Annotated in this window: 19 protein-coding genes; 10 read left to right on the top strand and 9 right to left on the bottom strand. The window is 62.9% G+C overall.

Annotated features, from left to right (window positions below):
• Nucleotides 1-62: 62 nt before the first annotated feature.
• Both VKV28_10185 and VKV28_10180 read right to left on the bottom strand, forming a co-directional pair.
• On the bottom strand, nt 63-884 hold the full coding sequence (locus VKV28_10185; protein ID HLH77162.1) for an enoyl-CoA hydratase: 822 nt from the start codon (nt 882-884) through the stop codon (nt 63-65).
• Nucleotides 884-2,104 (bottom strand): CoA transferase, encoded by a 1,221-nt coding sequence (locus VKV28_10180; GenBank protein HLH77161.1) that lies wholly within the window; start codon nt 2,102-2,104, stop codon nt 884-886. The genes VKV28_10185 and VKV28_10180 overlap by 1 nt, the downstream gene beginning before the upstream one ends.
• A 675-nt stretch (nt 2,105-2,779) precedes the next feature.
• On the opposite strand from VKV28_10180, the gene VKV28_10175 reads away from it, so the two are divergent.
• A complete protein-coding gene (locus tag VKV28_10175) occupies nt 2,780-3,661 on the top strand; it encodes a hypothetical protein (protein ID HLH77160.1) in 882 nt (293 codons plus the stop codon).
• A 163-nt stretch (nt 3,662-3,824) separates the two neighbouring features.
• Here VKV28_10175 and VKV28_10170 read toward each other — a convergent pair whose 3' ends face one another.
• Entirely contained in the window at nt 3,825-4,907 is a 1,083-nt protein-coding gene (locus VKV28_10170; GenBank protein HLH77159.1) for an amidohydrolase family protein, read from the bottom strand.
• A gap of 42 nt (nt 4,908-4,949) precedes the next feature.
• Nucleotides 4,950-6,044, bottom strand: a complete 1,095-nt coding sequence (locus VKV28_10165; protein HLH77158.1) for a zinc-binding dehydrogenase — start codon at nt 6,042-6,044, stop codon at nt 4,950-4,952.
• Nucleotides 6,045-6,185: 141 nt separating this feature from the next.
• Between VKV28_10165 and VKV28_10160 the strand changes: the two genes are divergently transcribed.
• Nucleotides 6,186-7,145 carry a hypothetical protein gene (locus VKV28_10160; protein ID HLH77157.1) on the top strand — a complete coding sequence of 320 codons (960 nt, stop codon included), beginning with the start codon at nt 6,186-6,188 and terminating at the stop codon, nt 7,143-7,145.
• A gap of 5 nt (nt 7,146-7,150) precedes the next feature.
• Here the strand turns inward: VKV28_10160 and VKV28_10155 are convergent, their stop codons facing one another.
• On the bottom strand, nt 7,151-8,917 hold the full coding sequence (locus tag VKV28_10155; GenBank protein ID HLH77156.1) for a gamma-glutamyltransferase family protein: 1,767 nt from the start codon (nt 8,915-8,917) through the stop codon (nt 7,151-7,153).
• A 302-nt stretch (nt 8,918-9,219) separates the two neighbouring features.
• On the opposite strand from VKV28_10155, the gene VKV28_10150 reads away from it, so the two are divergent.
• A complete protein-coding gene (locus VKV28_10150; protein ID HLH77155.1) occupies nt 9,220-9,432 on the top strand; it encodes a hypothetical protein in 213 nt (70 codons plus the stop codon).
• 16 nt (nt 9,433-9,448) lie between these two features.
• Here the strand turns inward: VKV28_10150 and VKV28_10145 are convergent, their stop codons facing one another.
• On the bottom strand, nt 9,449-9,970 hold the full coding sequence (locus tag VKV28_10145; GenBank protein HLH77154.1) for an NUDIX hydrolase: 522 nt from the start codon (nt 9,968-9,970) through the stop codon (nt 9,449-9,451).
• Between the two features lie 131 nt (nt 9,971-10,101).
• Here VKV28_10145 and VKV28_10140 point away from each other — a divergent pair, with 131 nt between their 5' ends.
• A complete protein-coding gene (locus tag VKV28_10140) occupies nt 10,102-10,386 on the top strand; it encodes a hypothetical protein (GenBank protein ID HLH77153.1) in 285 nt (94 codons plus the stop codon).
• Between the two features lie 25 nt (nt 10,387-10,411).
• Nucleotides 10,412-10,903: a transcriptional repressor gene (locus VKV28_10135; protein ID HLH77152.1), complete on the top strand. Its 492-nt coding sequence runs from the start codon at nt 10,412-10,414 to the stop codon at nt 10,901-10,903.
• A gap of 69 nt (nt 10,904-10,972) precedes the next feature.
• Here the strand turns inward: VKV28_10135 and VKV28_10130 are convergent, their stop codons facing one another.
• From VKV28_10130 to VKV28_10120, 3 genes are all read right to left on the bottom strand, one after another.
• A complete protein-coding gene (locus tag VKV28_10130; GenBank protein HLH77151.1) occupies nt 10,973-11,920 on the bottom strand; it encodes a hypothetical protein in 948 nt (315 codons plus the stop codon).
• A gap of 29 nt (nt 11,921-11,949) precedes the next feature.
• On the bottom strand, nt 11,950-13,089 hold the full coding sequence (locus VKV28_10125; protein HLH77150.1) for a 50S ribosomal protein L11 methyltransferase: 1,140 nt from the start codon (nt 13,087-13,089) through the stop codon (nt 11,950-11,952).
• Between the two features lie 248 nt (nt 13,090-13,337).
• Complete coding sequence (locus tag VKV28_10120) at nt 13,338-15,257, bottom strand: asparagine synthase-related protein (protein HLH77149.1); 1,920 nt, start codon at nt 15,255-15,257, stop codon at nt 13,338-13,340.
• 147 nt (nt 15,258-15,404) lie between these two features.
• On the opposite strand from VKV28_10120, the gene VKV28_10115 reads away from it, so the two are divergent.
• The 5 genes from VKV28_10115 to VKV28_10095 form a co-directional block, all read left to right on the top strand.
• Complete coding sequence (locus tag VKV28_10115) at nt 15,405-16,595, top strand: nucleotidyltransferase family protein (GenBank protein ID HLH77148.1); 1,191 nt, start codon at nt 15,405-15,407, stop codon at nt 16,593-16,595.
• Nucleotides 16,596-17,019: 424 nt separating this feature from the next.
• Nucleotides 17,020-17,604, top strand: coding sequence for a carboxypeptidase-like regulatory domain-containing protein (locus VKV28_10110; protein ID HLH77147.1), 585 nt, complete (start codon nt 17,020-17,022; stop codon nt 17,602-17,604).
• Between the two features lie 60 nt (nt 17,605-17,664).
• Nucleotides 17,665-18,792 carry a polysaccharide biosynthesis/export family protein gene (locus VKV28_10105; GenBank protein HLH77146.1) on the top strand — a complete coding sequence of 376 codons (1,128 nt, stop codon included), beginning with the start codon at nt 17,665-17,667 and terminating at the stop codon, nt 18,790-18,792.
• A gap of 74 nt (nt 18,793-18,866) precedes the next feature.
• The gene (locus VKV28_10100; protein HLH77145.1) at nt 18,867-21,314 is read left to right on the top strand and encodes a polysaccharide biosynthesis tyrosine autokinase; all 2,448 of its coding nucleotides are present in this window, start codon (nt 18,867-18,869) and stop codon (nt 21,312-21,314) included.
• Nucleotides 21,315-21,340: 26 nt separating this feature from the next.
• Nucleotides 21,341-23,161, top strand: a 1,821-nt coding sequence (locus VKV28_10095; GenBank protein HLH77144.1) for an O-antigen ligase family protein, incomplete at its 3' end; no start/stop codon positions are given.

Raw genomic sequence — 23,161 nt, 5'->3', positions numbered from 1 at the left:
CTATATCGTTGCATTCCCGGCGCCTCAGGGTAAGGGACCGGCCAAAGAGCGACGCCGAATGTTTATCGTCCCTGGAAGCGAGGCGCGCGCTTTTCCTTGAAGGCCAAGCGTCCCTCGCGGTAGTCGGCGCTGTTGAAGCAGGCCTCAATCGCGCGCTGAATCGCGCCATCGTCCCGGGCACTGGGTTCGCGAGTCAATTGCTCCACGCACAGCTTGGAAGCGGCCACCGAGAGCGGGGCGTTTTCCGCGATGGTCGCCGCCAGGTCGTCCACCACCTGGGACAATTCCTCGGTGGGAACGACCTGATTGATAAGCCCGATCCGAGCCGCTTCAGCAGCGTCGATACGCCGGCCGCTGTAAAGCAGCATCCGGGCGTGAGCCGGACCGACCAGGCTTATCAAGCGAGCGATCGCCTCCAGGCTGTAGGCCAGCCCCAGACGTGCGGCTGGAATGCCCAGACGGCTGTCGGCGGAGGCGATGCGCAGGTCGGCCTGCATCGCGATCGCCAGCCCGCCGCCCAGGCAGAAGCCGCGAATCCGCGCGATCACCGGCTTAGAAAAGGCGGCCAGCGCCGTCCGCCCGATCCCGGTCAGGCGATCGTACTGGCGCTGAGCCTCGGCGTCGGCGCGCTGCTGCTCGAACTGGCTGATGTCGGCACCCGAGACAAACGCCCGCTCGCCGGCGCCGGTCAGGATCACCACGCGCAACGCGGGATCGGCCTGAAACTCGGTTAGGATCTCGGCCAGCCCCTGCCACATCTCGACCGAGACGGCGTTGTGCTTTTCGGGTTGATTGAAGGTAATCGTGCCAACCGCGCCCTGGCGCGCGGCCAGCATCTTGCCGCCCGCGTAGGCTCGCGCGGCAGAGTGCGCTGAAACTTCCATCAGATGTCGCCTCGCTTGCGCATCTGCGCAATCTCCTCGTCGCTGTATCCAATCCAGCGTAGAACTTCGCCGGTGTTCGCGTCCGCCTCAGGCGTGGGCCCACGAATCTCTTTGCTGACACCCGATATGTTGATCGCCGAAGCCACTACCTCGGTGGGCCCCAGCGTGGGATGGAGCATCGGGCGCGCCAACCCGAGATGGCGAACCTGGGGATCGGCAAAAACTTGGTCGATGGTATTGATCGGACCGCAAGGAATACCGGCCTGTTCGAGCAGCTCGACCCAGTAGGCCGAGGGGCGCTGGCGGGTCACCTCACCGATCTCGCGATTTATCTCCTCGCGGTTGGCGCTGCGTCCGGCCAGGGTCTTCCAGCGCGGATTGTCTTTCCACTGCGGCCGCCCGACCGCATCGCAAAAACGCTCCCACAATCGGCCCGAGGCGGCCGCGATGTTGATCTGACCGTCGGCGGTGGGAAACACGCCCTGGGGAATGATGGTGGGATGATCGTTGCCAGCTTGGCCCGCGACCTGGTGGTCGATAAGCCAGCGGGTGGCTTGAAAATCGAGCATGAAGACCTGGGCCTCCAGCAGGCTGGTGTGGACCCAGCGTCCCTGGCCAGTGACCTCGCGATCGAACAAAGCAATCATAATTCCTAATGCCAGAAGCGTGCCCGCGCTCAGATCGGCAATCGGAATCCCCACCCGCACGGGACCTTGACCGGGCAAGCCAGTGATCGACATCAGGCCGCCCATGCCCTGCGCAATCTGATCGACTCCGGCGCGAGCGCGATAGGGGCCGCTCTGCCCGAAACCGCTGATACTGCCGTAGACGAGGCGAGGGTTGACTGCGTGCACGTCATCCCAGCCGATCTTGAGCCGCTCTTTGACTGTGGCTCGCATGTTTTCGACAATCACGTCGGCACGGCCCACCAGCCGCATGAAAGCGGCATGCCCCCGTGGCGATTTCAAATTGAGCCGGATCGCGCGCTTGTTGCGATGAAGGTTCTGAAAGTCCGAACTGTGCCGACTGTTGCGATCGTCTTCCTCGGCCACCGCCGGCGGTTCGATACGGATGACATCGGCACCCCAATCGGCAAGATGGCGCACGCAGGTCGGACCCGCCCGGGCCAGGGTCAAATCGAGCACGGTCAAGCGAGACAGGGGAAGATGGGCCTCCGAGCCACCCTCGGCGGTTGCGGCAAGATCGACCGGCTCTGCCATTTGCGACACTCCTTCCTGCGCGCCGCCGGCCCGGGACCGGCGGCTGGGCTTGGTTCATGGCATGCGCCCGTGCCAAATCGGCCTGTTAGCTCATAGCACGTCGGCAAACCCTAGTAACCCGCAAGCTCGTCCTAACCTACGCCAAACTCCTTTCAGGCCGTTAGCGTCCGCACAACAGCTGTCGTTAAAATATACGTACATAACGATTTGACTCTAGCTCCACCTTCATGTTCCCTCGCCACTTGAGCAGCAATAGCGCAAGCCGGCGAAGCGATAATCATGAGCTATCCGCCTTACACCAAAACGAGGCTGGATTTTTTAAGCCGTAGTATGAATTCCGTTTGGCTCACCTGGCGCGACCAGCCACGCCCAACCCACTCGTTTTGGCGCGTCTTGCTGGGGTTCGGGGTTTTCGCTTTGGTGTGCGCTATCGGCTGCGGCAGCTCGAGCAGCGCAGCTCCAGCGTCAGCCCTTCGCTGACTCCCAATCCAACATCGCCTCAAGCCAAGCGCCCGGCCTACGATAGCGGGCGCCGGCCGGCCTTTGGTCGCTGCCCGTCCGGCGCGCGGCCTGCTTGGGAAAGCGCGCTGGTCCGCGGGCGCCGTCGATGTGTGTTGCTACTCCAATCCGGAGTTGCTATCTCAATTCAATTCCGCCAAAAGCGAGAACCTTGTCATGGATCAGCATATCAGCGAATTACCCGAGACCCGCCACCTGCCCGACGACGTAATTCACTATCGCGAATACAAAATCCTGTTGCGCGCCGAGCGCTTTATCAACAAGCAAAGTTTTCTTGATCTGTGGAAGCAGATCTCCAAGACCGCCAAGAAGCTGGGCGTCGAAGTGGAGATGGATAAGGACGCCTTCGAGAGCCAGGTGCGCGAAGTCCTGTTCTATGACACGCCCGAATTCGACCTCTATAACAACCACTTCATCCTGCGTAAGCGTACCTTTTACGACCAGGGCTGGCCGCGTACCGATCACGAGCTGACTTTCAAATACCGCGATCCCGACCTCAACGCCGCCGCCGCGGTCGATGTCCGGCCGCGCTTGGGCGGCCATGAAGAGATTAAATTCAAAGAAGAATTGCTGCTGGCCCGCGACCACCTAGGCGGCATGCGCAGTGTCTATTCACACGGCTGCGTGCTGATTTCGCCCAAGCTGGAGCTGGACCACGGGATTGAGGATATCGCCGACGCCTTCCCGAGCCTGGGCAAGTTGGATATCAGGCCGCGCACCAAGTTGGAACTGGTCAACAACGTCGCGGTTGAAGAGGTGCAGAACACCATCGGTTTCCTGCATTTCGGCCATCATTACAAGGGCAAGGCCACGATCGCGATCTGGCGCAGCCGGGCGCTGGAGAAGTCCTTATCGGGCGAGTTCGCCTTTCAATGCAAGTTCGATCGCCTCAACCGGGTCCATCGTTCGTCGATGGAGCTGTCCGAGGAGTTCTATCGCTGCGTGCAGTTGGAATGTCCGGAATGGATCATGCTTGGCGCGACCAAGACCGCGATGGTCTATGAAATGGGGCAGGGCGAACTCAAGAACCGCGAATAGTTTTTGCGGATACCTGACTTCGACCCTGCTCAAGATCATCCCGCCTCGCGTGGCGCATCACGCTTTGCTCCACGCCCATGCCCTGCGATAATTCGGTCTTACCGCCCGCCATCAGCATGCTGTCCGGTAAATCCCTCGCGTGGTCCGCGCCCTCGCCGTAAGCTCAGGCGCCCAGACGGTAGAAGTTGCGTGAGTTGTCGCCCAGGATGGCTTGCTTGACCTCGCGACTGAGCTGCTCGTTCTCCAGCAATTCCTCGATTTCGTGCCGGCAGCTCTCCAGGGTCACCTCGTGGGGAAAATCCGAGGAGTACAAAAACGGCTTTGGACCGAAAATCTTGACCGCGAAAGGCAACGAGAGTTCGTCGCCCTCGCAGCCGAAAGCTATCCGGCCTTCATGGCATTGGCGAATGATGTAGTCGGCAACCGATTCGCCGGTGCGCAAGTCGAAGGCAGGGCCATTTTTCTGCGGAAAGGAGCGGTAGGACTCGTCGCACCGCTCTAGCAAGGTGAGGTAGGCCGCCACGCCGGCTTCCAAAAAGGCCACCCGCATGCGGGGAAAGCGGTCGAAGATGCCGTTGAAGAGCATGGCGGCAAACGAAATCATGATACCGGCTGGATGACCCAAGGCGTGGGCGGCAGCGAAAACGTTAAGATCGTCGAAGCCGAAATTGTCGTGGCATCCGCCATGAATGGCGATCGCGCAACCCAGCCGATTGGCCTCCTCGTACAGCGGCCAGTAGTCCTTGGCGCCCAAGTGAGTCTTAAGCCCATTGGAGGGCAGCATCGCGCCGCACATCCCCAATTCGGTCACGGCGCGCTGCAATTCGATGACCGCGGCTTGTGGCTCCTGCAGCGGCACCAGCGCCATTGCGCGAAAGCGCGGATTGCGCCGAATATAGGTATGAGCCAACCAATCGTTGTAGGCGCGGGCCAGCGCGATCGCCCATTCCGGATCGATAACTTTGCCGTAAGCTAGCCCCGCGGTGGGGTAGAGCACGGTAGCCTCCAGCCCCAGATCGTCAAGGAACTTCTCCCACTGCGCCGGCCCGATCGCCGTGGGACCCGCGCGCCGTTCGTCAGTGTTGATCCGGTTGGAGAAGTTGCCGTTGTGGATGTGATCCAGCGGCGGGAAGACCCCCAGTACTGGCTTATAATCGCGGTAGGGATCGGGAAGAAACTTCACAATCGCCTCGCCGTCCTCGAAGATATGGCCATCACCGTCCACTATAGAGGGTCGCCAGCTCATTGCTTTGCTCCTTGTGCGCGCGCTTTTCTTCGATTTCCAACTTCAGGCGGCAAGCTGCGGCAAGATCAGCGGCTTGACCTCGCGGAACTCGGCCATCGCGCGCAGCGCGTCGGTGGTACGATCCAAGGTATAGGTACCCGAGATGATCTTGTCGAAGGGGAAATGTTGGCGGCGCGTGGCCAAGAACTGTAGGGCTTCGTAGAAATGGCGCTGCTCGGCCATGAAGACCGTTTTGATCTGAACCTGCTTGCGAAAGATATTGGTCGAAATCGGTACGCTGGGCGGTCCACCGATACCGATGGAGACGTAGCGGCCGCCAGGCCGCAGAATCTCCAGCCCTTCGCCCACCGCACTAGCGGCGGCGCATTGAATTACGATATCGGGGCCGCGGCCGGCACTGTGATCCAACGCCCAGGCGCGGCGCTGCTTGACTTCGGGACATTCATCCAAGTCAAGAACGGCGTCGGCACCCCAGCTTTTTGCCACCTCCAGCCGCGCCTTGGGCGCACCGATCACCAGCACCTGGCGCGCGCCGTGGTCACGCGCCATCGCGACCGAATATAGTCCCAGCGGACCGGCGCCCTGAATTAAAACGGTCTCATGGCTGGCAATCGCGCCAAGCTGCTCGAAGCCGTGCACCACGGTGCGCAGGGCGCAGGCCGCCGAAGCCGCCAGCGGCGCGCTGACTTCGTCGGGCACGCGGACAAAGCCGGAGCGCGGCGGAAAATAGTGATATTCGGCGCACCCACCCAGTAGATAGGGCGGCTGGTCGGCCGGCTGATGGCCAAAGCTGATGCCGGAGGGGCATAAGGTGGGCTGGCGCGCGACCGTGCAGTAATAGCAGGAGCCGCAAAATGGATAGGAGGCGATGACACGGTCGCCAACTCGCAGCGGTTCGTGCAACGCGCCGAACAGTTCGCCGCGCAGCTCGACGATGGTGCCGGTGGTCTCATGGCCCGGGATGAACGGCGTGTGCTCGGCCATGTGACCCAGCCATCGATGGGCATCGGTGCCGCACAAGGTGGCGGCATCAACCTTAATCAGAGCGGAGTCGGGTTCCAACTCGGGAAAGGGCAGCCGGCGCAACTCCAGAGGCTGGTTGAATGCCGTTATTACCGCCGCCAGACAATTGGCCATTGTAATCTACCTCCTGTCCACGCAGTCTCACCCTAGATCAGAGCGCGGCTGAATGCCAAATGAGCGGCCGGCCGTCAGCCCCTCTTTTCCCACCGCGGGCGCCAGCGTAGCTCTATAGAGTTAGGGAGGACAACAGGACTGATGAGCACGACGGCGCTTAAGTTCGCGGCGGCGCTTTACGATCGCACGCTGCCTTTGCATACCGGCGCAGCCAAGCCCGAGGGCTTTGAGCTGGACTTCATCCCGCTGGAGAATTCAGGCGCGGGGTTTCCACGCATGAACAACGGCGAGTTCGACGCGGCCGAGTATTCGATCGCCGAATTCGTCTATCGCCAATGCAAGGGAGGCTGCCCGTTCGTGGGGCTGCCGGTATTCGTGTCGCGCGGCTTTCGCCATCACTTCATCCTGATCAATCGCAAGGCGGGCATCCGCACGCCCAAGGATCTTGAGGAGCGGCGCGTGGGCACACCGACCTTCACGATCGCCGACGCGGTCTGGATGCGCGCCGTGCTGCAGCACGAGGGTGGTGTTGATCTCTCGCGCCTGCATTGGGTGGCCAGCACTGCCGGTTTCAATCGCCCGATGCTTGAGATGGTCAGACCGCCGCACATCGAAACCGACCAAAGTGGCAAGACCCTGGTTGAACTGCTGGAACAAGGCGCCATCGACGCCTTGCTGGCCAACGGCCTGCCAGCGGCGCTGTGGACCAATCCAGAGCTGGGCCATCTGTATCCCAACCCCTTTGAACTGGAGCGCGAATATTACCGCCGCACCAGAATTTTCCCGATTCTGCATATGGTGGTGATGCGCCGGGAACTGCACGAGCGCCATCCGGAGCTGGCACGCAATTTCTACCGATTGCTGTGCCAAGCCAAGGCGTTGGGACTGCGCAAAATGGAGGGGCTGGGCTCGCTACCCTACATGCTGCCGTTCATGGCGGAGCAGGTCGCGCAGTTCCAATCGCTTTTTGGCGGCGATCCGTGGCCCTATGGGCTTGAGAACTGCCGGCCGACGTTGGAAGCCTTCGTCCGCTTCATGGCGGAGCAGGGCGTGATCGCGGCCCCGCGAAAGATCGAAGAGATCTTTCTTCCCTTCGATTAGGCGACCTACCAGCCGATAACATAGGCGGGGAAGACCGCTTTGAGATGGCCGCGCGGATCGGCCCCGCCGCTGAGCCGCCCTTCATCCAAGGACTGCGAGACCGCTAGAACGTAGCCCTCGCTGTAGGCCGGCACCAGCTCGATGCTGTGGCCGCGTCGGCGCAGCTCGCCGACCACCTCGGGCGCGATGCGCTCTTCGGCTAAAACCACACCAGGCAACGCGGCGTGGGGGCTGAAGCTGGAGGCAAAGTGCAAGGTAGAAAAGCGCGGCGCTTCGATCGCAGCCTGCAAATCCATTTTGAAATCGACCAGGTTAAGAAAAAATTGCAGCGTCCACTGATCCTGGTTATCGCCCCCCATGGTACCGAAGGCTACTCCGCGTCGATCGTCGAACAGGGCCAGCGACGGCGACAGCGTGGTGCGCGGCCGCTTGCCCGGCGCCGGGGCGTTGGGATGGCCCTCCTGCAAGACAAAGGTCTGCAGGCGCGTACCCAGGGGAAAGCCCAGCTCGGGGATTACCGGCGAGCTGGGAATCCAAGCGCCGCTGGGGGTAATTGCGATCAGATTGCCGGCCCGGTCGGCGGCGGCAACGTGGACGGTGCCACGGCCCCATCCCCGTCCCTCGCCCGGCTGCTCGGCCCACGCCCGCATCGCGCGTGGATCGCCCGGGTGGGCCGGCTCGCGCAGCGCGTGGTGAGGATCGACAAGGGCTCGGCGCAGTTCGGCGTAGCGCGGGGAAAGCAGCCCCTCCATCGGCACCTCGACCGCGCTCGGGTCGCCGTAGTAGGCGTTGCGATCGGCAAACGCCAGCTTGGCCGCTTCTACCACGGTATGAATGTAATCGGCGGAGTTGTGGCCTAGCGCGGGCAGGTCGAAGCCCTCCAGCAGGCGCAACTGCTGCAGAAAGACCGGCCCCTGTGACCACGGTCCGCACTTGCACACCCGGATGCCGTGATAGTCGATGCTGACTGGCGCTTCGATGTGGGTGCGAAAGGTAGCCAGATCTTCGGCCCGCAGCAAACCGCCGCCGGCTTGCGCCCAATCGGCGATCTGGCGGGCGATATCCCCGCGATAAAAGCGCGCGCGCGCCGCCTGCAGCCCCGCCGCGCGATCGCTGGCAGGCGCGCCGGCCGCGGCATCGAGCAGACGGCGGAAGCAATTGGCCAGCGCCGGATTCTTGATCATGGTATCGGGCAGTGGGAGTTGGCCCGCGGGCATGTAGAGTTGACCCGTGCTCGGCCACAGTTTCAGGAAGCGTTCGGCGTTGGCGACCAGGGTTGCCGCGGAGCCGGCCACCGTAGTCGCAACTTCAGGCGAGCCGGTCACCCCAATGTGCAGGGGAAAGCCCCCCTCGCATAGCTCCAAGGCGGGCTCCAGCACAGCCTCCAGCGTCATCGTGCCGAACTGCTCCAGCACCGTGAGCAAAGCATCCAAAGCCGCGGGCACACCCGCGGCCAGCAGCCCCTCGCCCGGAATTTCCGTCACCCCCAACTCACGAAAGCGATCCAGCGTGGCGGCGGCAGGCGCGGCAGTATTGCCGTTGATCGATACCACCGGGCGTCCGGCGCCGGGTCGAATCAGCATCGGCGCTTCGCCGCCCAGCGTGTGCATGTGCGGATTGACCACGCCCTCGACGAAGGTGGCGGCCACAGCAGCATCGACCGCGTTGCCACCGCGGGCAAACAGGCGCGCGCCGGCGGCGGCGGAGAGATAATGCTCGGTGGCGATAACCGCCTGGCGTCCAATCACCGTGGGCGAAAGATTCCTGCTCATATATGCCTCACAGGTTCAGCCGCGAGCCCCTGGTCGCCTCCGCGCGGCAATAAAGCAAGCCCAGCTCTGGGCCACTGTGTTCAATCAGGCGATAGCGGCGTATTAGCCCACCAGAGTATGCTATATTCAGAATCGATTGGAGAGGCAGTTCTCGGAAAGCAGGCGAGCGATTGCCAACTTTTCATGACCTTCCACCAGTGGCCTGCACCACTTCGGTTTCTGGCAGGCTTTCCGAGGCGAGGTTTGCGCTCACGGGGCGGCGGAGTTTAGTTCCAGCTTAAGCGTGGAGGACAAAGCAAATCGTGAATCCGGCAGAAGACAGGCAGGGCGGGGGAGTGGTGGGGCGATATTGTCAATTAGTTAAACCTGTGCGCGACCGGCAGGGCCGCTCGCGTTTCGAGGAACGGCCCCGTATCGTACGCGAGGTGCATAATCTGGATCGCACGATGTACCTGGTGCAATTCGACGACGGTTCCACCACCTTCGTATTCCCCCACGAGGTGACCCTGTTGTAAGAGGCCAGTTGCGGGCTCAACCCTGAGCCAGGTAGGTCTGCGTCCGATACAAGGCGGCGATAGTCTTGGCGTCGACGATCTGCCCGTGCTCGATCATGGCCAGGGCGCGCGCCAGCGGAATCCACCGCAGGCGGATGACTTCGTCAGCCTCATGCTGGCTAGCTGTGGCGGACAACTGGCGGGCCAGGAAAAGCGTAATGCGCTCGTCGCAGAAGCTGGGAACGGTCACGATAGTTGCCAACCGCCGCCAGCTTCGCGCCACTACTCCAGCCTCCTCGCGCAGCTCGCGTGCCGCGCATTGACGTGGGTTTTCGCCCTCGGCACGCGCGCCGGCGGGAATCTCCCAAATCGCGCCTCCTATGGCGTGGCGATACTGATTTATCATCGCCACCCGTTGGCGCTCATCCAATGCCACAATCGCGGCAGCCCCTGGGTGACGGATGACGGGCAACTCCACGGTCAAACCGTTGGGTAGCGAGGCGGTCTCCAGGCCCAGGTCGAGCACCCCGCGATGAAAGATCGGCCGGCGTGAATTCATCCCCCAAGCTTGCGGTGCGCCGGCCTCGCTAGCAAGCTGGAAGTCGGCCGGTGCGCGGAGGGTTCAAAGTTGGCTCGCGCTGGGCTATCATTTAGGGCTATCTGACGACCTGTTTTGTCGAGGAGCAGCCATTGAGCGCACAGGCGAGTCGGGCGACCCAATTGGTTGCCGAATTGGAAGACCTGGCCAAGCGGGTCGGAATCCAGGTCCGCCGGGAGAAGCTCCTGCGCGAGGTCGGTTATCGCGCGCGCAGCGGCTGGTGCATGATGCGGGAGCAGGACCTGATCATCATGGACCGCGCGCTCAATCCCAGCGAGCAGCTCGAGGTGCTGGCCAGCGCCCTGCGCCAGCGCGATCTGGAATCGCTGTATCTGTCGCCGGCGGCGCGCCGATTGCTGGTCAACGAGCCCAATTAAGGGAAAGTAGCGAGTGGAGTTGCAGATGCCAGGGGGTGAGCAGGCCGCGCCGACCACCGTGCGCAATCGCGCCCACGTCAGCTCCGAGGAGCGGATGGCGGCCTTTCATGAGCGGCTGCGCGAGCGCGGGCTCAAATCCACCGCCCAGCGCGACGACATCGCCCGGGTATTTTTCAACCTGGGCGGCCACGTCAGCGCGGAGGAACTCTACGCCGAAGTCAAGCGGGTAAATCCCCACGTCGGATATGCCACTATTTATCGTACCCTCAAATTGCTTAAGGAATGCGAACTGGTCACCGAGCGCCATTTCAACGACGGCCAGGGGCGCTACGAGATCGTCGATCAGGGCCATCACGACCATTTCATCTGCGAGCATTGCGGGCGGATCATCGAATTCGAAAATACCCGGCTGGAACAGCTCAAGATTCTGATCATGCAAGAGTTGGGAGTCCACGTCAGCCGGCACAAAATGGAACTCTACGGTCTATGCCCGCAATGCCTGCGGGCGCGGCGCTGAGTCGCGCGCAAACTTCTCACACCCGCGAAAGCGGGTTCTCCGCTTTGACGCCACCGATCGATGCTTACGCTACTGGTCGGCCAGGATGGCAGCGTGAGCTTGGCGAGCCCGAAGATCGTCGCCCACCCGCAAGCGGCGCATCGGAATCCGGCGCGCCACCTGCTCGAGGGCGGCGAACTCTCGCTTGAACAAGGTTCGATCGCTCAAATCGAGTCGAAAAGTGGCATCAACCAGCTCCATGAAAGCCGCGCGAGTGGTTGGGGTCTGCCAGGTGCTCACGCCCTCGCCCGACGACGATCGTTCCAACCGGTAGAGCCGATGCAGCGGCAGGACGCCGGCGGCGAAGTTGTCCGCTCGATTCGCGCTCCAGCGCTGCTTGTCGGCATAGCTGGCGACCAGAGTCACCTCACCCGGGATCTCAGCCATCAAGGTCAAGGCATCGGGCCACAGGCGCAAGGCCGGATAAGCGGGTTGAACTTCCAACGGCGCGCCATCGCGGGGCGGCAGCAGCGCCAGGCAATCGTCGCAGACCAGCGGATAGCCGGCCGCCACAAAGCTTGCGGCCAGGGTGGATTTGCCCGCTCCGGTGGGACCAAAGAACGCGCACACCCGGCCGTCGATCGCGACCGCGCTGGCGTGCAGCGCTTCGCCGCCGCGCAGCTTCCACGCAAGCGGCATCACTTGGTCCAGCGCCAGATGGCGCAGCGCCGGGTCATCGCGGCTGAAGCTCGAAGCATGGCAAGCCACGCGCGAGCCGTCGGCGGCGAGGAAAAAATCGGCCAACCCAGCGAAGCGTAGGAGATAGCCCTGCGCGATACGCGCGCATCGCAGCCAGGAGCGGCCGTCGGGTGCCTGCGAGCGAAAGACCCAGCGCGGCGCGCGCAGTCTCCGCGCCGGCGCCATCAAGCGCAGGGTTACGTCGGGCGCCGCGTGATCGCATCCTGCGCCCAGCTCCGGCAGCGCGGTGTCGCTGGCCAGGCACAAGCCGTAGGCATGGTAGCGGAAATCGACTGCCATCGCGGGTGGCGCCGCCGTGGCGCCGATCCTCAACGCGCGTAAGGAATGATAACCTCGGCGACGAAATGGGCGGCCTGCGCCGGCGAGGTGAACAGCTCGCGATGGCGCCGGTAGAATTCGCTCTCGATCTCCGCCAGCGTCCGGCCCTCCTCGCACAGTTCCAGCACCGAGCGGCGGGCGCGACCCCGGGGCGTCAGGCGAGGGACGTAATCGGGCCGGCTCTTGGCCAAGTCTTCGCGACTGAGCAGCATCCCGCGCCAGGTCGAATGGCGAAAGCGCCCCTTGGCGCCACCCGCGGCATCGGTTACGGTCACGTTCCAGGTAACTCGCAAATCATCGGCCACGATATGCATCGCCAGCTCGATCCGATCTTCGGGCACCAACGAAAGCGGCTGGCCGATGGGGAAAAAGACGTTGCGGCGGTTGATGCGGTCGGCGGCCAACGGCGAGTTGGTCAGCCGCACACCCGGTGACAGCCGGGCCACGAACCAGCCGCCAATCCCATGCATCGTGGCCGCCCGGTTCACGCGCATGCCCGCGCCTAGGCGCAAGGCGGCAGGCATATCGGTGGTTAAATCGAGCGTGCCCAAGCGCACGGGCTCGGCCAGCAACTGATCGGGAGTGTAATTCGTCGGATAGCCGGTGTTGAGCGCAATGGGGCGCGCGGAGCTGAAATCAAAACCGGCCACCGGCGTACGCCAAAACTCCAATTGTCGCCACATCTCGTCGGCCTGCACCGGCGCCACCCACAATTCCACGGCGGAGGGTACGATGATCGCACCGGGCTTGAGCAGCCGGCGCCGCGCGTCGGCGAAATCGGCGATGATGCCGACCTCGAAGCCAAAGCGGCCGATCTGATCGGCGACCAGCAGGTCGGCCGGTTGCGGCAGCTCGATCTCGGTGGAGAGGCCCTGAATGCAGTTGACGCGATCGGCCAAGCCATTGGCTTGGCACAACTCACGCGCCACCTGGGTCATGCCACTATACTCTACCGAATAGACCTGCCGAGCCCCAGCGCGCGCCGCGAGCATCCCTAGGATGCTGCTGCCCGAAGCCAAATCGAGTACCACGTGATCCGGTCTGACTAATTCCTTGAGCGCGGCTTCGAAGGCGGCCAGCCGCGGAGCGTCGGCCAGGTATTGACGATGCTCATCGAGGATCAGAGACAAGCGAAAATTACCTGGAGCGGATTCGAGCGCCGACTATAGGCAGCCGAGCGCCTTGTGCGTCAAGTTGGCGCCATCTTTGATGCTGCCGGGCTTGGAAGCGCTCAGCTTGGCCGCGCTGCCATACTCGACAAGTCGAGGCGGCACATAGGCCCTTTTTTCCCCCGTCGGGGACACGGGCCGAGGAGTTGATGCTCGCGATTTACCGGCCACGCTTTATCTCCATTATGGCGAGTTGAAGCACCACATTGTTAGCTTGGAATGCCCTTGGCTTCAAGCGTGGATCCGCCGCGGCCCTCGCGCAGCCACAGTTCGATCGCCCACAAGCTCCATAAACGGCTGGCTTTGGACGCATAGCCGAGATCCCCCCGCGACCATTGCGCTCGCATCGCTTGATAGAGCGCCCGCGCGCCAGCTTCGTCTACCCAGCCGCGGCTGGCGCTTTGCATCTTCTGGAAGCAGGCCGCGCCGCCGCAGGCCTCCAACGCCTGTGCGATGGTGGCACTGTAATCGCCCTTGTCCAGCCGCTCGCCAACCGCGGTCGGCAGCCTCGAGCCCATCGCCTGGCGCAAGATGAACTTGGTCTGGACGCCGCGCCAGCGCTGCTCTTCGGGCAGCGCGAGGGCGAACTCGATCAGGCGGCGATCGTGGAAAGGATGGCGTGCCTCCAGACCCAGTGCGGCATGGTGCAGGTCGTCGGCCTCGTTGGCTCGAATCATGTTGCCGTGGCCGAACCATTGATGTAGCTCCCAGTCCGCCGGCCATTGGCGGCGGCGAGCACCGGAGGGCATCGCCATGCGCGAGGCCAGATCGATGCGAGCTCCGAAGTCACGCCGCAAGAAGGGCGGCCAAGTACCGGGCAGCCGGAGCCGATCGAGTGGGCCACGCAGCGCCCGTGGGGTCAACGGCCACAACCCGCGCCGTACCAGGGCATCCACGCGCCGCCACCACGAAGCCGAGTCAGCCTCGACCCGGAGCTGGCGCCATAATTCGCGCAGATGGCCGCGCAGCAGCAGATCGGCACAATGGGTATAGTAGGCGCACAGCCAGTCATCGCCGCCCAAGCCGGTCAGCACCACGCGGCTGCCCGAATGTAGCGCAGCTTGGGCCAAACCCAGGGCGCCGCTGATATTGGGAAATTCGGGAACATCATGGCGCTGGCGAGCCTGCTGGGTAAAATAATCGCCGCTGGGCGTGGCCGGGAGTTGCAGCTCGCCCTCCAATTTCCAATGGTCCAAAACCGCACGAATGTAACAACTCTCGTCGCCGGCTTGACCTGGGTTGACCATCGAGAAGGTACGAAAGCCCGTCCCTGTCCCGCGGCCGTCATGCTGCATATCCGCCATCAGCCCCACGATCGAAGAGGAATCCAGGCCCCCGCTGAGATACACAGCAATCGGGCGGTGGCTGCGCAGGCGACAACGAATGGCGGTTTCCAACACCACGCGGAAATGGTCGGCATATTCGCGATCGCTGCGATAGCGCAGACGGCGGCCGGGATCGAGTTCGAAATAACGCTGTAGATGCAGGCTGCGCGCGCCGACAATCAGGTAATGGGCCGGCGGCAGCCGGAAGATGTTCTGGTATAGCGTCTCCGCCCGGCTGCTGACGCAATCGCTCAGATACTCGCCTACCAGCCCCTCGTTGGGTTCGGGCACCGGCAGGCCCGCGGCGAACAGGGCGGGTATCTCCGAGGCGCACAGAAACAGTTGGTGGTCGGCGAAGTAACACAGCGGCTTGACGCCCAGGATGTCGCGCGCGCAAAACCACTGCCGGCGCGCGCCATCCCACAGCGCCAGGGCGAAATCTCCCAATAGCTGGGCCGCGCACTCCGGGCCCCAGCGGCGATAGGCGCCCAGCACCAACTCGGCGTCGCTGTCATCGCGCGGCATGATCGCCACGGCGGCCAGCGACGCACGCAACTCCTCGCGATTATCCAACCGGCCATCGAATACCAGGCTCACTTCGCCTTCGGCGCTATGCAACGGCTGACGCTCGCACAACGCTTCAGGGGTGGCATGCAGCGCGACCTGGCCCATCCCAACCGCATCCCGGCACCAGGCGCCGCGAGCGTCGGGACCGCGATGGGCCAGCGCATCGAGCATTCGGTCTATGACCGGAGGTTCTACCGCCTCCCCCGTGCGCCGGTAAAACGCCGCTATCCCACTCATCCCAGGCTGGCTCTCCTTGCGCGCCGGGCTAATGTCACTCAGCCCAGACCTCGGGGCAAGCGGCGGAGCCCATCTTGGGCGTTGGTCGCCGAGCTGGCGGGGCCAGGGTTATAATTCCAGCGTGAAAGTGGCTAGGGTGAACGAGGGGTGAGCGCCAAGCAGCTCGCCGAAGAGTACTCCGCCAGCGCATCCCCGGTGGCACGACTGATGCTGGACGCGGTTCGGGTGGTGGCTACAAGCTCGGACTTCGAACGGATCGCCCGTCAAGCGCAGGAGCAGAAGCTGTGGGAGCCGCTGATCGCGTTGTGTGCCTCGCATCGGGTCCTGCCCTTGCTGCAACAAGGGCTTCGGTCGATCTCGTCGGGGCTGGTGCCCGCCTCGATTCGCGCTCGCCTGGCCAACGCCGCGCGGTTGCTACGCCTGCGCAACCTGGTGATGACTCAAAGCCTGCTTCAGACCGTGGCGGTGCTGGAGGCGGCGGGCGTAGCGGCGTTGCCCTTCAAGGGGCCGGTATTGGCACAAGCCGCCTACGGCGATATCGGGCTGCGCGAATTCGACGACCTCGACCTGCTGGTGCGGCCCACTCAGCACATTCGCGCTTTGAGTGCCTTGCGAGCAGCGGGTTACCGCTCAGCCTTGGGTTTGCCCCAGAAACAATTCAGCCGCTTTCTGCTCCATTACGAGGAGGCCTTTGTCTCGCCGCGCAACGAGGCGGTGATCGATCTCCACTGGCATCTCAATCCGCCCTATTTCGATTACGTGCCGAGCGCGGACGATCTGCTGGCGCGTGCCCGCCCGCTGCCAATCGGGGAGCGGCAAGTGCCAGCGATGGCCCCCGCCGACTGCGTCCTGATGCTGTGCGTGCATTCCGCCCGCCACGGCTGGCCGCGCTTGGACTGGCTCTCCGACCTGGCTCGGATGATCGGGGCCCATCCGCTTGATTGGGAGGACTTGACCGCCCGCGCGCAACACCTGGGATGCGGCCGGATGTTGCTGGTGGGCCTGGCGCTCAGCGCCCGCCTGCTCAATGCCGCGGTACCGCAATCGCCGTTGAATCTGGCCGCTGCCGACGCCGCGGTGAGCCTCAATGTGCGCCGAATCGAGCGCATGCTCCTAAGCGGCGCCCCCCCGCGGGGCGGCTTGCGCGCAGATTTTCTTACCCCACTGCGCTTGCTGGACCACCACCGCGCTCGCTTCTGCCTGGCTCGTTTGTTTGCACCCACGATGCTGGATTGGGCGGCACTGCCGCTGCCGCCGGCTCTGTTCGCGCTGTATTACCTGATCCATCCGCTGCGGATAGCTTGGCGGGCGATCGGACTGAACTCGACGCCCAATTAATTCTAAAGCGTTTTTGCGGCGGCCAATCCTGGACGTTGGCCGGAAGATCCTACCCCAAAACGAGGAGTTCGTTTTGTTGCTCCAAGACATTTTTTTAGGAACAAAACTCACCCTGGACTGGAGCTGGATCTTCGTCAAAACATTGCAGTAAAATGCCAACATGGGTGTATTGGGCCGCAGCAAAACTTGCTTATCCCAAACCCCGCCCAAACCATCCCTTGACTGCTCGACGGGGCAAGCGTAAGTGTTTACTTAAATCGATCCACTAGTTAAGTTGGGAGGAACGGCCTGTAAGCGTTTGTTGCGATGGAGAGGGGCCAGGAAAAAGCGCGCCCGAACAGCGGGAGGGCGGACGCTTCTTTGCCGTTCCCCTGGCGTGCCGCCGCGGCAAAACCCCGGGACGAAAGCGCTAGCGCGAAAAAGCATGGCGAGAACAGGAATTTTATTGGCGGCGGCGATATTGCTAGTGCAAACCACGGGAGCATTGGCGGCCGACGTGGTAGGCTCCGTGACCACGGTCAACGGGCAGCCGGTTGTCCACGCCCAGGTGGTAGTGCTCAATGCCAGCGGCAAGGTAGTGGCAACTGGCATCACGCAGGCCGATGGCACCTATTCGGTCACCAATCTGCCGCCCGGAGATTACACCGTCAAATTGGCCGGGGTCACGGGTAGCGGGCCGGCCGCCGCGGGTGGTTCGGAAGTCGAGGCCCAATTGCAGGGCGCTGGACAGACTATCAATTGGGTAGTGGGCGCCAACGGCACGGCGCTGGCAACCCAGCAAGCGGGGTTGGTCAATCAGCCGGAAGTCGAGGCCGGGCTGGCGGGCGAACCGCTGCCTTATGGGGCCGGGCTGACCCAAGTCGGCAATACCGCCGGCAGCGCGGCTAACAGCGTGGCCCAGACCGTCAACCCTAATCCTTCAGTGAACAGCGGAGCCTTGCCGGCGATCGCCGGTAGCGTTGCGCCGGCGCCGCCCGCGCCGCCCAAGCCGTCATCGCCATCATCCTGATTATTCGCCCCTGCCAACCATTGGAAGTCAATGAGTCCTAACCCCGACATCAGAAGATCCATGCGCGTCGGTTTGCACAAGCATCCAGTCGCGACGGCTTTGCTGATCGGGCTGCTAAGCGGATGCGCCTCGGTGGCCCCGCCAACACCCGCGCCTGCAACGGCGCAGCCAACCGACGCCACGACCGCGGCCGGCCCGAGCACCACGCTGGACGTTTCGGTACCCAAAGGGGCGGATCAGGATCTGACCCGCCTGTTCGCCCTGTGGAAAGAGCGGACTTCCAACCTGTCCTCGGAATTTCCTATCGGCCCTGGCGACATCTTGCAGGTATCGGTACCGACCGTCGATGAACTCAAAGACCGCTCCTTTCGGGTCGAGGGCGATAACACCATCGCCTTGCCTCTGATCGGGGTGGTACAGGTGGGCGGATTGACCGAATCACAGGTGCGCCAGGAGTTAATGAAGAAGCTCCAGCGCTACATGTACAACCCTCAAGTCGACGTGTTCGTCAAGGAGTACCGCAGCCGCCAGGCGGCGGTGGAGGGAGCGGTGCGCTATCCTGGCCTGATCACCGTGGCCGGCCCCACCGATACCATCCTGGACATGCTCTCGCGCGCCGGCGGGCGCACCGCCGAAGCCGCCGATCAAATCATCCTGATTCCCTCGGCGCTAAACAGGCTATCGCTAGCAGCGCTCTCCGACGTGAGCAAGGTTACCGGCAAGCGTAATCTGCCGCTGCCTTTTCTAGCCGGCGACGATCCGATCATGATTCCGGTGGGCAGCGTCAATCTGGGCGGAAGCGAAAACTATCTCAACCTGCCAGTGCGCCCGGGCGACGTAATTTTGGTGCCGGGCGGAGGCGAAGTCTCGGTCACCGGTTGGGTAGTCAGCCCGGGCCATATCAAGGTGGTCTCCGGCATGACCGTAATGGGCGCAATCGGGGCCTCTGGCGGACCGATGTTCGCGGCCAACGAAGCCAACGTCCATCTTTATCGCAGCCTCAAGGATGGCCGCCGCTTGGTCATCCCGGTCAACTTGTACAAAGTCCGTGCGGGGCAGGAGAAGGACCCTGCGGTGCTCGCCAACGACGTAATCTCGGTGCCATATTCCAATGTGAAAATTGGACCCTATGTGGTCTATAACGTGGTATCGAGGCTGGGCTACGGGGTGGCGATTCCTACGCCCTAGTGATGAGAGCGAGCTTGAATCCATCTTCCAAATCCTCGCACCGTGAGGTTATGGTGCCGGCGACCGCGGAGCCCATGATGGGCTATATCGAACTGCCCCAACGGGAGTTCGATTTACGCGCCACCCTGCGCCCGGTCTTGCGCCATCTGATCATGATCGCCGCCATCACGGTGGGGGTGGTAACCCTCAGCGGACTGCGGGTCAGCATGACGCCGCGGGTCTATACCGCCTCCTCCACCGTGCTGATCAAGCCGCGCGCGCCCGACACGATGGCCTTCCGCGGCGACTTGGCTGATTCCGATGCCGCGGAAGAGCTTTATGACAATTTTTACAAGACTCAATACAGCGTCTTGCGAAGCCGCTCGTTAGCGGCCAGCGTGATTCAAAGCGAAAACCTGCAAGCGGTTTTTGCTCATGCTCAGGGCCGAGCCCAACCGAGTTGGTGGATGCGAATTCACGCCATGCTCTACCAGCGCGTAAAGCAGATCCTGGGAATGCATCCCGCCACCAAGTTGGCATCGCCCCCCGCCCCGCTTTCCACCGTATCAGCGTCACCGGGCGTTCCCTCGGCTATGATCGATGCCTACCTGGGTGGCCTAACCATCTCGCCGGTGGCCGATACGAGCCTAGTGCAGATCTCCTACACTTACAGCGATCCGGTGGTGGCGGCGGAGATCGCCAATGCCCACGCCCAGGCCTATATTCGCGAGGGGATCGAGCTGCAGAATCAGACCAACGTGGCGGCGCAGCGTTTCTTACAGCAGCGGCTGGTCGATCTGAAGGAGAAGTTGGAGCGCTCAGAACAGGCACTCAATGATTTTCGCCGCCAAAACGGGATCGTACCTGGGCTGATGTCGGTGGACGGAAAGAACGCCATCGTGCTGGATCGGCTGGCTGAGCTCAGTCACGACCTGACCCAGGCTCAAGTCCATCTGCTGGCCCTGCAAGCCAGCGCCGACCTGATCCATCGCCATTCCTACGATTCTCTGCCCCAGGTGGTGAAAGACCCCGCGATCATGCAATTGCAAGAGCAGATCACTCATCTGCAAACCGAATATGCGGGGATGGCCCAGCAGTTCAAACCTGATTTTCCGCCGCTGGCGGAGTTGGCGGCCAAACTCGCCCAGGCTCGTCGCACCCTGTCCCAACAGATAGGCGTGGTCATTAGCGGTCTGGAGGCCGAGTATCAGCAGGCCCAGGACAACGTCAACAAGCTACAGGCCGAGCTCGACAATGAACGCAGCATGGCGCTGAAGCTCAACGACGCCGCCGCGCAGTATTCGATTTTGCAGCGCGAGGTGGAAACCAACCGCCAGCTTTACGACGCGGTCTTGCAACGAATCAAGGACCTGGGAGTCTCCGAGGGCTCGCAGGCCTCCAACGTATCGATCGTCGATCAGGCCGAAGTCCCACGCACGCCCTCGGCGCCCAAAGTTCGCCAAACCATTTTATTGAGCGTCGTTCTGGGGCTCAGCGGCGGCGTCGCGCTGGCCTTTCTGCTCGACTACCTGGACAACACGCTTAAGGACGGCGAAGAGGTCGAGCGATATTTGCGCCTACCCAGTTTGGTCACGGTACCCAACTTCAGTCAGGTCAGCAGCCGCGGAGGATACTCCAGCCGCTATCTAGAGCCACCCGAGGAACCCGAGCAGGTCTCGGGTGAACTGGTATTATCCACCGGCAACTTCTCGCGCGCCACCGAAGCCTATCGGGTCTTGCGCACGCGCATCCTGCTCTCGCGCGCCGGCCAGCCGCCCAGAAGTCTGCTCTTCACCAGCGCCACTCCGGCCGAGGGCAAGACGGTAACGGCGATCAACGCCGGCATCATTTTTTCCCAGCTCGGCGTGCGGGTCCTGATAATTGACGCCGATTTGCGCCATCCGCGCGCTCACGAGGTTTTGCGGATGTCCAATGAAGCGGGCTTGACCGAGGTACTAACCGGGCAAGTCGGCGTGCTTGACGTCCTGCGCGCGGTACCGGCAGCGCGCAAAGCCGCGCCCCCATCCCGCTCCATGTCCGAGCCTGTCACTCAGAGCGAGAACGCGGTGGAGACCGACTCATGGCTGGCGGATATCCGCCGTCGTCTTGCCCAGGAACGGGCGCAAGCGGCGCTTCATGGCAACAATGGCCACCCTGAAACCGGCACGCCAGAGCCGGTGGATTTTCTCTATCTGCTCTCCAGCGGCAGCCTGCCGCCAAATCCCTCGGAACTGCTGGGTTCGCCCAAGATGCTGGAGACGCTCAACTTTCTAGAACAGCACTTCGACTATATCGTCGTGGACTCGCCCCCGATTATGCCGGTGAGCGATTCCATCGTACTTTCCACCATCATGGACGGTGTAATCGTGGTCGTAGATCAGCAGCGCACGCCCAAGCAGGTGGTAAAGACCGCTTGCAGCAGACTTGAGTACGCACGCGCGCACGTTTTGGGCACGGTGTTGAACAAAGTCAACCTGCAACAGATCCACGCTTACTCTTATTACGATCACTATTACCACTCCGACTATTCCAACGATTACTGAGACGCCACCCGGCGCGCTCAGGCCGTGTGGCCATCGTCCATCGGATCGATAACGGCGATGGCGTGCATACCATGAGCTCGGTCCCCAAACGTCGCATCTCTTCTCTTGTCCCCTCGGATAAGTCATGGAATGGGCCGCGGCCAGGCTTGGCGATCCATCCATGGGCAGGCAGGATCGATCGCGCGCTGCTGGGTGGAGTGATCGGACTGGCGGCCCTGGTACCTCTGGTTTTGGGCGCCACCCATGCCGCAATCTACTGTTGGGCCGAGGCCTGCTGTTTCATCCTGAGCACGCTATGGATGATAAAGCTGAGCGCGGATCCAGGGCGTTCCGATGCCCGTTCAAAAGCGCTGCGCTATCTGCTTGCTCCCATGAGCGCGGTGCTGGTGCTAGTGGCCTTTACCTGCCTGCCGTTGCCACCATGGCTGCTGGCTCTGCTTAGTCCGCATACTTATCGGCTGTATCGAACAACCCTGCCGGGATGGCCGAGCGCGCCGCCCTACCCCCAGTTGGTGGGGTCCGCGGCGGCCGCGGAACGGATTTGGCGGCCGCTCGCGCTGGCGCCCCAATTCGCCGGCGCCGCGCTGCTGAAATTACTCGGATACAGCATGCTTCTACTAATCGTCGCCTACTATCCTTGCGGCGCTGGCGGAGACGAGGCGGTTGCTAGCCGGCACTTCGTCTCGCGATGTGTGTTGGCCCTGTGCGCGATCGGCTGTGCCTATGCAATAGTTGGTATCATCGAGGAGTTGACCTGGAACGGGCGCATCCTATGGATGCTGGTTCCCCGTGATTGGACTGGTCCCAACTTGGCACTGCGGCGGGCCCGGGGACCGTTTGTCGACCCCGACCATTTCGGCACTTTTCTGGTCATGCTGCTACCGCTCCTGCTCGCGGGTCTCAGCGCTCCCCGCCTACTAGTAAGCGAGCGGCTTGCGGGCCGCATCCGCCCGCTCTTTGCTCTCGGCGCCTTGGTAATGGTCTTGGCGCTAGTCCTGACCCTGAGCCGGAGCAGTTGGGTTGCCGCAATTTTCGCAAGCGTGGTCTTCTTCCAACTGTTCTTGGATCGTTTCTCGCCTAGTTGGCGATGGGCCATCGCAGCCTCGGCCCTAGCCGCCGCTGCCTCATTGTCCCTACTGCTGATGTCCAGCGGCGGGGCCTGGGGTGTGGCCAGCCAGCGGATGGCACCGTATAGTTTCGGCGCTGCGATGGAGGAGCGCTTGCAGGTCTGGCGAGCCAGCTTGGCGCTGTGGCGTGCCTATCCGCTGTTCGGGGTGGGCTTGGGCGGTTGGCGGGAAATTTTTCTCCACTTCCAATACCCACCACGCCCCCTGCTTGCCGCCCACGAGGCACATAACGACTACCTCGAATGGCTATGCGATGGAGGCTTGATTGGACTGGGCCTGGGCTGCTGGTGGTTGTGGCGGCTATGCCGCCTTTTGCGTCCCGCCCAGCCCGTGCGCAGCTTCGCCCCGCTGTTCGCCGCGCTGGTGGCCGGAGGCATCGCCGCCGCTTTACAGGAATGGGTCGATTTTGGCCTGCAAATCCCGGCCAATGCCATAATCCTGGCAATCGAGCTGGGTTTGGCGTTGCGGATCGCGCGCGCCTCCTGGCGCCGTCCGGTTATCCATCGTCCCAATTCGCAACGCTGGGTTCCCGGGCTAGTCGCCGCGGTGATGGTGGGCATGACGGTGCTGAGCCTGACTGCCAACCCGCCTCCGAACCTCGAATCGACACGTGGGCCACGCCAGCCCGCCGCGGCCCGCAGCCTAATGATGGCCAACCCGGCTCTGGCGCGAGCCCATCTCGCTTTGCTCGAATTGCCGCAGGTTCGCTGGACAGCGGCC

Source organism: Candidatus Binataceae bacterium, assembly GCA_035294265.1.
In the GTDB taxonomy this organism is placed as follows: domain Bacteria; phylum Desulfobacterota; class Binatia; order Binatales; family Binataceae; genus DATGLK01.
The sequence above is the reverse complement of the archived record's forward strand: the minus strand, read 5'-3'. Positions and strand labels throughout refer to the sequence as shown.